13 protein-coding genes, 1 tRNA gene and 1 rRNA gene are annotated in these 10,322 nt (G+C 52.3%); 1 reads left to right on the top strand and 14 read right to left on the bottom strand.

Features of this window, described 5'->3' with window-relative positions; all coding sequences use genetic code 11:
• A 16S ribosomal RNA gene (locus OMQ46_RS09355) occupies nt 1-391 on the bottom strand; the annotation flags it as partial.
• 604 nt (nt 392-995) lie between these two features.
• A tRNA-Lys gene (locus OMQ46_RS09350) sits at nt 996-1,071 on the bottom strand.
• Between the two features lie 85 nt (nt 1,072-1,156).
• On the opposite strand from OMQ46_RS09350, the gene OMQ46_RS09345 reads away from it, so the two are divergent.
• Nucleotides 1,157-1,447: a hypothetical protein gene (locus OMQ46_RS09345; RefSeq protein ID WP_266236488.1), complete on the top strand. Its 291-nt coding sequence runs from the start codon at nt 1,157-1,159 to the stop codon at nt 1,445-1,447.
• On the opposite strand, the gene queC is transcribed toward OMQ46_RS09345, so the two are convergent.
• The 12 genes from queC to ruvC are packed head-to-tail and all read right to left on the bottom strand — an operon-like array spanning nt 1,438 to nt 10,312.
• Complete coding sequence (queC, locus tag OMQ46_RS09340) at nt 1,438-2,109, bottom strand: 7-cyano-7-deazaguanine synthase QueC (RefSeq protein ID WP_266236487.1); 672 nt, start codon at nt 2,107-2,109, stop codon at nt 1,438-1,440. The two genes, OMQ46_RS09345 and queC, sit on opposite strands and share 10 nt — an antisense overlap.
• Entirely contained in the window at nt 2,106-2,747 is a 642-nt protein-coding gene (gene queE, locus OMQ46_RS09335; RefSeq protein ID WP_266236486.1) for a 7-carboxy-7-deazaguanine synthase QueE, read from the bottom strand. Before queE ends, queC begins: the two co-directional genes overlap by 4 nt.
• Before the next feature lie 19 nt (nt 2,748-2,766).
• The gene (gene ybgF / locus OMQ46_RS09330; RefSeq protein ID WP_266236485.1) at nt 2,767-3,576 is read right to left on the bottom strand and encodes a tol-pal system protein YbgF; all 810 of its coding nucleotides are present in this window, start codon (nt 3,574-3,576) and stop codon (nt 2,767-2,769) included.
• A gap of 2 nt (nt 3,577-3,578) precedes the next feature.
• Nucleotides 3,579-4,148, bottom strand: coding sequence for a peptidoglycan-associated lipoprotein Pal (gene pal, locus OMQ46_RS09325; protein WP_266236484.1), 570 nt, complete (start codon nt 4,146-4,148; stop codon nt 3,579-3,581).
• 18 nt (nt 4,149-4,166) lie between these two features.
• Nucleotides 4,167-5,465: a Tol-Pal system beta propeller repeat protein TolB gene (tolB, locus tag OMQ46_RS09320; protein WP_266236483.1), complete on the bottom strand. Its 1,299-nt coding sequence runs from the start codon at nt 5,463-5,465 to the stop codon at nt 4,167-4,169.
• 12 nt (nt 5,466-5,477) lie between these two features.
• The gene (gene tolA, locus OMQ46_RS09315; protein WP_266236482.1) at nt 5,478-6,629 is read right to left on the bottom strand and encodes a cell envelope integrity protein TolA; all 1,152 of its coding nucleotides are present in this window, start codon (nt 6,627-6,629) and stop codon (nt 5,478-5,480) included.
• Nucleotides 6,630-6,639: 10 nt separating this feature from the next.
• Nucleotides 6,640-7,095: a protein TolR gene (tolR, locus tag OMQ46_RS09310; protein WP_266236481.1), complete on the bottom strand. Its 456-nt coding sequence runs from the start codon at nt 7,093-7,095 to the stop codon at nt 6,640-6,642.
• Nucleotides 7,096-7,098: 3 nt separating this feature from the next.
• Nucleotides 7,099-7,767 (bottom strand): protein TolQ, encoded by a 669-nt coding sequence (tolQ, locus tag OMQ46_RS09305; protein ID WP_266236480.1) that lies wholly within the window; start codon nt 7,765-7,767, stop codon nt 7,099-7,101.
• A complete protein-coding gene (ybgC, locus tag OMQ46_RS09300; protein WP_266236479.1) occupies nt 7,757-8,161 on the bottom strand; it encodes a tol-pal system-associated acyl-CoA thioesterase in 405 nt (134 codons plus the stop codon). Before ybgC ends, tolQ begins: the two co-directional genes overlap by 11 nt.
• Complete coding sequence (ruvB, locus tag OMQ46_RS09295) at nt 8,161-9,177, bottom strand: Holliday junction branch migration DNA helicase RuvB (protein WP_266236478.1); 1,017 nt, start codon at nt 9,175-9,177, stop codon at nt 8,161-8,163. The genes ybgC and ruvB overlap by 1 nt, the downstream gene beginning before the upstream one ends.
• The gene (ruvA, locus tag OMQ46_RS09290) at nt 9,177-9,779 is read right to left on the bottom strand and encodes a Holliday junction branch migration protein RuvA (RefSeq protein WP_266236477.1); all 603 of its coding nucleotides are present in this window, start codon (nt 9,777-9,779) and stop codon (nt 9,177-9,179) included. The genes ruvB and ruvA overlap by 1 nt, the downstream gene beginning before the upstream one ends.
• The gene (gene ruvC / locus OMQ46_RS09285) at nt 9,776-10,312 is read right to left on the bottom strand and encodes a crossover junction endodeoxyribonuclease RuvC (RefSeq protein WP_266236476.1); all 537 of its coding nucleotides are present in this window, start codon (nt 10,310-10,312) and stop codon (nt 9,776-9,778) included. The genes ruvA and ruvC overlap by 4 nt, the downstream gene beginning before the upstream one ends.
• Nucleotides 10,313-10,322: the final 10 nt, after the last annotated feature.

Genomic DNA, 10,322 nt, shown 5'->3' with positions numbered 1-10,322 from the left:
GATCAGGGTTGCCCCCATTGTCCAATATTCCCCACTGCTGCCTCCCGTAGGAGTCTGGGCCGTGTCTCAGTCCCAGTGTGGCTGATCATCCTCTCAGACCAGCTACAGATCGTTGCCTTGGTAGGCCCTTACCCCACCAACTAGCTAATCTGATATAGGTTCATCTGTCAGCGTGAGGCCCGAAGGTCCCCCACTTTCCTCCGTAGAGCGTATGCGGTATTAGCAGCCGTTTCCGGCTGTTGTCCCCCACTGTCAGGCAGATCCCTATACATTACTCACCCGTCCGCCACTCGCCATCAAGAGAGCAAGCTCTCTTATGCTGCCGTTCGACTTGCATGTGTTAGGCATGCCGCCAGCGTTCAATCTGAGCCATGATCAAACTCTTCAGTTTAATTTTGGCGAAACCTTATTTAAGTCAAGGCTTCAAAACTTTTGATTGACGTTAGCATGTAAATGCTATCCGTCAGGTTTTCTAGCAACCTAACGTAAGCACCCACACAAATTACTTGATACTGTTTTGTTAAAGAGCGTTGCTTGCAGAACTCGCTGCAGCAAAGAAGCGAGAATTATACAGCTCATCGCCAGACTGTCAACTGAAAAATTCGAGTCATTTTTGAATCATAAATTTCAGTCAGGAATCAGTTTTGATGTGCGTTTCAGAGAAAGCTCATCAACTGAGGCTGCGCATCTTACGTCAGTGCTGGAGCCATTGCAACAGCTAATTTTCAGCGCTGTCATCATTTTGTCATTTTGTTCCTGATAAAAGACATTATCAAGAGTGACTTAGCATCCATTTCCGTATCCAAATAATTATTTTGGATGACTGGATAGAACGTAACTTGTGAGCCTCATCACGGACATTAAAACAGCGTTACGCAATGATGAATTTGATGTTTGCCAAGACCGGCGCTTTGAATACAGTGCGAGAAACAATGTCATGGTGACAGAAATGAAAAAGGGCTATGCTTGAAACAAGCATAGCCCTTTTGAATTCTTGGTGGGCCGTCTGCGACTCGAACGCAGGACCAACGGATTAAAAGTCCGGTGCTCTACCAACTGAGCTAACGGCCCCGAAGAAGCGGAAAATGATACCTTATTTGAGATAAATGACAACCCCTAAATCAACATTTTTTTCTATATTATCGAGGTGCCAGACATGGCTGTCATTTCTAAGCCGGATAAACCCACTTTCTCAACGGCACTGAACAATGCCGAGTTACTCCGCGAAACCGGTAATGATCATCATCACATTGGCCATGCTCTGCTATATCTGGAAGAGCGTAGCCGAATGCTGGAATCGATCGCGCAGGCTGCCCAAGAGTACGTGCGCTTTGGTGAGGACGCCCTATTGCATACCAAGCTGATCAAAGCACTGCAGGCATTTGAAAATTACGAACGGGAAGCAGAATCGGATGAACCGCCCGGCTTCGGCCTGGATCAGGGCTGATAACGGGTTGGGTCTTCAAGTCCCGCCTGTTCGAAACCCTGGCGACGAAAACGACAGGAGTCACACTCTCCACAGGCACGTCCGGTTTCATCAGCCTGATAACAGGAAACCGTCAAGCTGTAATCCACGCCCAATTCAACGCCGCGCTCAATAATCTCCTGCTTGCTCATCTCAATCAGAGGAGCAGCAATCTTCAGCGGCCGGCCTTCAACCCCGGATTTGGTAGCGAGATTGGCCATTGTTTCAAACGCCGCAATGTACTCCGGGCGACAGTCCGGGTAACCGGAATAATCTACGGCATTGACACCGACAAATATGGCTTCCGCTTCCAGCACTTCTGCCCACCCCAGAGCAATCGACATGAAGACGGTATTCCTCGCCGGCACATAGGTCACCGGAATCCCTGCTTGATGTTCCTGTGGAACAGCGATGCTGGTGTCGGTCAAAGCCGACCCACCTATTGTAGAGAGGTCAATGTTGATGACCTTGTGAGAGATTGCGCCCAATTGTTCGGACAACAAAGAAGACGCCAACAGCTCCGCCCGGTGACGTTGGCCATAATCAAAGCTGATGGTATAGCAATCGTAGCCTTGTGACTTGGCAATCGCTAACACGGTGGCCGAATCAAGGCCTCCAGACAAAAGAACGACGGCACGTTTCATCGGCCCTTCTCGTCTCCCCATAAGTATTTGTGAAGCTGCAATTGCATTCTGACTGGCAGATTATCTTCTACGATCCAGTCGGCCAGATCAGCGGGCTTGAGTTCACCATGAATCGGTGAGAATAGGACTTCACAGCGTTCCGTGAGCTGGTATTCATCCAGTTTCGTACGTGCCCAGTCATAATCTTCACGATTGCAGATAACGAACTTGAGCTGATCCTGCTGGCGCAGCAATTCGATATTACTATAGCGGTTTTTACTTTCTTCGCCCGACCCCGGCGTCTTCAGGTCCATGACCTTGACGACACGAGGATCAACGCGCGTGATATCCATCGCACCACTGGTTTCCAGTGACACTTCCACGCCCAGATCACAAATGGCTGTGAGCAATGGAATGCAGTTAGGCTGAGCCAGTGGCTCACCGCCGGTGACGCAGACATATCTCGGATTGTAACCGGCTACCTGTTCGACGATGTCGGTGATCGCCATCTTTTCGCCACCGTAAAAAGCATATTCGGTATCACAGTATCCACAGCGCAGTGGACAACCGGTCAGTCTGACAAAAACAGTGGGCAAGCCCACAGTTCTGGACTCGCCCTGTAAAGAATAAAAAATTTCGGTAATACGGCACTGGGCCATAACAAATTCCGGCTCAGTGTTATTGTGCTTGGTTGATACGATCCAGTCTGACCTGGGCCAGCTTGGCAGCTGAGCTGTCGGGATATTGTTGAATAACCTGATTCAACGTCGCTACAGCGCGTTGGGTGTCACCCATTTCATGTTCACTAAAACCGCGTTTGAGCATGGCGTCAGCGACCTTGGTACTGCTTGGGTACTGATCAATCACGATTTGGAACAGCGCCGCGGCATCAGCAAACTCACGCAACACATATTTGGCTTCACCCTGCCAGTAATAGGCATTAGGCAAATAAATGCTGCCGGGGTACTGCTCCGGGAAAGACTGCAGTGCTGTAATCGCTTCTTCGTACTGACCGCTGCGCAGTGACTGCAGTGCCGCCTGATAGGCTGCTTCTCCGTTTTCAACGGAAGCCGGCGCAGAACCTGCTGTCGATGAATCACTCGTCTCATCGACATCAGTGATATCACCCTCCGCTGGCGGTGTCATTTCAGTATCTTGATTAGGGGGGTTATCCACCGTTGTCGGTGGTGTAGCCTGAGCCTGTTGGGTCAGTCTCTCGTCCAGATCGATATACATCTCACGCTGACGATCACGCATCTGCCCCAACTCATGGCGCAGTGTTTCATTCTCACCATTAAGACGTTTTACTTCATTCTGGAGCTGATCCACCCGTGTAATCAGGTTCATCAATCCTTGACCCTGGATAATGCGCTCCAGGCGTTCAACACGCTGCTGTAGCGGTTCTGCCTCCTCTGCCCAGCTGACGCCGGGCAGAGTGGCAGCCAGAATCACGGCACTGAGAAGGGTTTTCTTGCCGTTAAACTGCATCTTTATCGACCTATGTATTTAAGTTCAACACGACGGTTTTGTGACCAGGCGTATTCACTGCTGCCTTCTTCGGCAGGACGTTCTTCACCGAAACTGGTGACCTGGAATTGATCCATACTGGCACCCTGCAGCATCAGAATCTGACGAACTGACAATGCACGGCGTTCACCCAGGGCCAGGTTGTACTCACGTGAACCACGGTCATCAGTATGACCTTCCAGACGCACTGTCAGGTTCGGGTTTTTAGCCAGGTAAGCACCGTGAGCACGCAGGGTTTCCTGATCTTCACTGCGAACCACGTCGCTGTCATAGTCAAAGTACACGATACGGTTAGACAGTGGGCTTGACGGATCATTCAGTTCATTCCCGGCATAGCCGTCTTCACCAACTACCACCCGCGCTTCAGCCCCCATGTCCTCGCCATCGACACCTTGCCCATCGACACCGGCGGTATCAGCACCACGTTCTTCAACAGCCACTTCGCCGCTGTTCATCCCTTTATCGGGGGAAGAGCTACACGCTGCCAGGAACAACAGAGGCAGTACCAAAGCAAATAATTTAAAAAACTTCATTGAAAATCTCCTATCGGATTAACGTCTAAAAGGCGACCATGCTGGTTCACGTACCGCGCTACCTGATTCACCCAGGCGCTGCTTGATTCGGCCATCAACGGACACAGCCGCTAATACACCTCTGCCTTTTTGCTCGGTAGCATACAAGATCATGCGGCCGTTAGGCGCAAAGCTCGGGGATTCATCTGCAGTGGTGTCGGTCAACACCTGAACTGCACCAGTCTGCAAATCCTGAATGGCAATATGAAATTTGCCATTGACGGCATGAACCATGGCCATGGTCTTACCGTCGGGGGAAATGTCTGCAGACGCATTATAACTGCCCTCAAAGGTAATCCGCTCGGCACGGCCGCCGTTAGCATCTACCCGATAGATCTGCGGACGTCCGCCGCGATCCGAAGTAAACAGAATTTCACGGCCGTTGGGCATCCAGACCGCTTCGGTATCAATGGCGCCCGAATTATGAGTCACACGGGATAACTCACCTGACGCCAGCTCCAGTACATAAATTTCGGGATTGCCGTTTTTGGACAATGTCAGCGCCAGCTTTTTACCATCGGGCGACCAGGCAGGTGCACTGTTCAGTCCGCGGAATGAGGCCACCGAGTTACGACGACCACTGCTCAGCTCCTGCACATACACTTCCGCTTTGGCATTCTCGAAGGTCACATAAGCCAGGCGTTCGCCATCCGGTGCCCAGTTCGGTGACATTATGGGTTGCGTGGATTGCAGCACAGTGCGTGGGTTCGCGCCATCGGCATCTGAGACCTGCAATGCAAAACGCTTGCTGCCATCAGCATTTTTCATCTCGGTGACAAAGGCAAGACGGGTGGAGAACACACCTTTTTCGCCTGTCAGCGTTTCGTAAACCACATCAGCAATTTGATGGGCCAGACTACGCAGGCCCGATGCCGGCACATTGTAGCGTTTGCCGACCAGTTGCTCCGCTTTGTAGACATCGTACAGCTGGAACTGAACCTGGTAATTTTCACCATCCTGACTACTGACCTTACCAATTAACAGGCCTTCCGAACGCAACAAGCGCCAGTCCTGGAAGTTGATCTGTGTACCTTCATGCGGCTGCGAGATCAAATCCCGCTTCTCCAGTGGCGCGAAACGACCACTGCTGGCCAGATCATTGCTGATAATCTCGGAGATATCTTCCGGCGGGGCGTAACCCTCAACACCGAAAGGCACGATAGCAATTGGTAATGCGGCTTCAGACCCACCAGTGATTTCAATGGTGAGCACAGCCTGTGCCGGCCATGGCACTAATGCAATCAGTAGCGCGACAATTTTCAACCACTGTCTTAACATCGCTTCTGTCCTCTATTCTGGTTTAAATATGAATTGGAAATCACGCAGCGCTTCTGCCGCTTTTGGATCAGATGGCTGCGGTAGCGGTGCTGCCTTGTAAACCGCGGATTCGGCAGAACGATCAAAGACCGGATTGCCACTACTTTTCACGATAGTCACCGACTTCACATCCCCCCCCGGCAGCAGACTCACCCGCAAGGTGACCTGTAATCCGCTTTCGCTGTTCGACGGGCGAATCCAGTAACGTTTCACCCTTTGCTTAATCATAACCGAATACTGGTCAACCACGCCCTGCACCCGCCGGGCATCACGCTCTTGCTGTTCCTGCTCCAGTTGTCTCTGCAGCGCTTGTTCGGCAGCCTGGCGTTCCGCTTCTGCTTTACGTTTGGCTTCTTCAGCTTCGGCGCGTTTACGTTCTTCTTCAGCACGTCGCTTGGCTTCTTCCGCTTTTCTCTTCTCTTCTTCCAGCCGTTTGCGTTCCGCCTCGGCTTTGCGCTTTTCTTCTTCGATGCGTTGACGCTCAGCTTCTGCCTTCTGCCTTTCTTCTTCAATACGCTGACGTTCGGCTTCTGCTTTGCGTTTTTCTTCTTCTATCCGCTGGCGCTCGGCTTCCGCTTTCTGTTTCTCTTCCTCTATACGCTGACGCTCAAGCTCTGCCTGACGTTTCTGTTCTTCTATGCGTTTACGTTCCGCTTCAGCTTCCTGACGGCGCTGTTCCTCCAACTGACGCTGTTTTTCGGCTTCCAGCCTCTTCTGTTCTTCCTGCTCACGCTGCTTTGCCAGCTCTTTAATGCGTTCCTGCTCGGCCTGAGCTTCTTTTTCGCGCTGCTTCTTATCCAGTTCAGCGCGCTCCTGCATGTCCAGGTATTCCTGCTCCTGACGTGCCAGTTCTTCCTGGGTCTGCTCCAGTTTTTCTTCCAGTTTCTGCTGACGTTCCTGTTCGGCCTCACGCTCCTGCTGCTCGCGCTGTTCCAGTTGTGCCATTTCACGTTCAATCAGATTTTCATCCAGCACAGTGGCCTGAACAATTTCAACACTGGGATCGGACGCAAGCTCAGGCGTGCTGGTCGACTCAAGCCCTACCACCAAGAGCACGACCAGCGCCAGATGCAATAACAGCGAGTAGCTGCCTGCCAGAAAATTTTCAACGAAAGCCTTTTTCATTGTTCTTTTCTTATTCGTCGTTGACCACCGGATCCGGCTGCTGAGTGATCAGCCCCACAGTGGGCGCGCCGGCTTTCTGTAACAGTGCCATGGCTGTAACAACATAGCCATAGTTGACCGCATTATCACCGCGCACCATGACAGGTGTCTGCGGATTACGTCTCAGTACCGCCGCGGTCTTTGCCATCAATTCACGGGTTTCTATCGGCTCATCCTGACGGTCACCAATAGCGACGTAAAAGTTACCTTCCGCATCGACTGACACCACCAGTGGCTCGGTATTTTCATCCGGCATTTCCACGGCTTCGGCATCCGCCTGGGGGAGATTGACCTTGACCCCCTGTGTCAACATCGGTGCAGTCACCATGAAAATGATCAGCAACACGAGCATGACGTCGATATAAGGCACGACGTTGATCTCGCCCATCGGCTTGCGACGTTGTCGTATCGATTTATGCACAGCCATGGTTTAATCCTGTTGACGCTGCAGGATGGAAGAAAATTCCTCAAGGAAGGTATCGTAACGGTTGATCAGCCTTTCCACTTCATGAGAATAACGGTTATAGGCGATGACTGCCGGAATTGCGGCAAACAAGCCCATCGCGGTAGCAATCAGTGCTTCAGCGATACCGGGCGCCACCATGGCGAGCGTGGCATGTTGCACATTACCCAGCGCACGGAATGAGTTCATAATCCCCCATACCGTACCAAACAGGCCGATATAGGGACTTGTCGAACCAGCGGTCGCCAGGAACGGCAGCGAGGTTTCCAGTTGATCGATCTCCCGCGCCAGTGAAATGCGCATGACGCGCTGAGAGCCTTCTAATACGGCGTTACTGCCGTTGGTGGATTTTTTCAGTCGCACAAACTCCTTAAAACCGACTTCAAAAATCCCTTCCATACCCCGGCTCGCGTGTGGTCGGGAGGAAATGTCTTCATACAGCCGGTTGAGTTCGTTGCCTGACCAGAATTTATCTTCAAATGCGTCTGCATCCCGTTTTGCCTGCTCAAGTTCGCTGCGTTTACGAAATATCAGCAGCCAGGAGTAGAATGAAATCAGCAACAACGCCAACATGACCAGTTTTACCAACAGACTGGCTTCGGAAATCAGCGCGATAATAGATAGATCAGCAGACACTATGCATCTCCGTCAAAATGAATGAGGGTATGGATTTAGGGCGAAAAGACTCAGCGTCGAGGCACGCAATTCTGACTGACGCCTCACACAACAGTTCCTCACCACGATAGATGTTTTGTTCAAACTGCATACTAGCACCGGAAGCTTTGCCCAACCGTGATTTGATCAACAAAGCATCATTAAAACGCGCCGGCTTTCGATACTTGAGCTGCATCGAATGCACAGCGAACAAAAGATTGTACTCAACTCTGAGCTGGTCCTGCTCAAACCCCAGCGCGCGCAGCCATTCTGTGCGTGCCCGCTCCATGAAGTTTAGATATTGCGAATGATACACGACTCCACCGCTGTCGGTATCTTCGTAATAAACACGAACCGGCCAGTCAAACTCACCCATTAATTCCCGTCCAGCGTTAAATCCGGTGTGTTAAGGCCCAGATGCAGCCAGGCTCGCCGAGTAGCGACACGTCCCCGTGGCGTGCGCATGATGAAACCTTCCTGAATTAAATACGGTTCCAGCACATCCTCAATCGTGCCTCTTTCCTCGCCGATGGCTGCCGCGAGATTATCAATACCGACCGGGCCACCCTCAAATTTCTCGATGATGGCGAGCAGTAATTTTCGGTCCAGCATATCGAAACCGTAGTTGTCCACATCCAGCAAGTCCAGTGCCTGACGTGCGACTTCGGCGGTGACTTCACCATTAAACCTGACTTCGGCATAGTCTCTCACCCGTCGCAGAAGCCGATTGGCGATACGGGGGGTGCCGCGCGAACGGCGGGCGATTTCACCGGCACCACTGGACTCCAGTTTTACATTGAGAATACCGGCACTGCGCTGAACAATCGTACTGAGATCTTCCGGCGAGTAGAATTCCAACCGCTGCACAATACCGAAGCGATCCCGAAGCGGTGATGTCAGTGAGCCCGCTCGTGTGGTCGCCCCTACCAGGGTAAACGGCTCCAGATCCAGTTTAATCGAGCGCGCAGCGGGGCCTTCGCCAATCATGATGTCGATTTGATAATCTTCCATCGCTGGGTAGAGCACTTCTTCCACCACGGGACTGAGACGGTGAATTTCATCGACGAACAGGACGTCATTCGGTTCCAGATTGGTCAACAATGCCGCCAGATCGCCGGGCCGTTCCAACACCGGACCTGAGGTCTGCTTGAGGTTGACGCCCATTTCGTTGGCGATGATATTGGCCAGCGTGGTTTTACCTAGCCCGGGCGGCCCAAAAATCAGGGTGTGGTCGAGGGCTTCGCTGCGTTTTCTGGCAGCAGAGACAAACAACTCCATTTGTTCGCGCACCACCGGCTGTCCGATGTAATCATCCAGCGTGACCGGCCGAATAGCACGATCAATACGCTCTTCATCGTGAGTGGCCTGGGGGGTGATGAAGCGCTCTTCCATTAGTGCCTCTGCAATGCCTGACGAATGATTTGCTCGGTGCTCATGCCTTCGCTGTCAAAACTGCGCAGCATCTTATCCGCTTCGGCAGATTTATAACCCAGTGCCATCAGGGCTTCCACAGCTTCGTTACGGGCACTACCAGCCGGCGCGGATTGCGCACTATCCGGCGCAAAATTCTGCAGCCCCATCGCTGAGCTGACCTCTTTGAGCCGATCACGCATTTCCACGATCAATCGTTCTGCTGTTTTTTTACCGACACCCGGCAGGCGGGTCAGGCTGGCAGTATCGCCGTCCTGCACACTGCGGGCAAAGGTATCGACATCACTGCCGGAAAGAATGGTTAAGGCGAGTTTGGCACCGACGCCGTTCACTTTGAGCAGGCTGCGGAATAGCAGACGTTCCCGCTCGGAAGCAAAACCATATAACAGTTGCGCATCCTCACGCACGACCATATGGGTAAACAGGGTGACTTCGTCGTTGACCGCCGGCAGATTGAAGAAAGTCGACATCGGCGCCGAGAGTTCATAGCCCACACCCTGGACATCCAGTACCAGTTCAGGTGGCTGCTTCTCGATAATAATGCCCCGCAATCGTCCAATCATCGACTATATCGTCCTCCACGACGGCTTGTGCGCATGCCCTCCGGCAGTTTGCGCTGACTGCTGCCGGCAGATGCGTGATGGGCATGTGTCAACGCACAGGCCAATGCATCGGCGGCATCTTCTTCCGGTACTTCCGGCAGGTTCAGAATCACAGACATCATATACTGGACCTGATCTTTTTTCGCGTGGCCATTACCAACCACGGCTTTTTTAATCTGAGTGGCGCTGTATTCGGAGACGCTCAGCTCACGGCTGACGGCAGCACAGATCGCGGCCCCCCGTGCCTGCCCCAGCTTCAGCGCTGAGTCTGCGTTTTTGTGCAGAAAGACCTTTTCCACCGCCATCATCTGCGGCTGGTAGCGGTCGATCAGATCAATCAGCCCTTCAAAGATCTGCTTCAGTCGGTCAGCAAATTCACCATCACCGACTTTGAGACGACCGTTGATGACATGCTTAATTTTCTTGCCTTCCAGCTCGATAATGCCAAAGCCAGTCTTACGAGATCCCGGATCAATGCCAAGAATACGGGTCATCAGGCCGGCG

Source organism: Methylophaga sp. OBS1 (assembly GCF_026319365.1).
The sequence above is the reverse complement of the archived record's forward strand: the minus strand, read 5'-3'. Positions and strand labels throughout refer to the sequence as shown.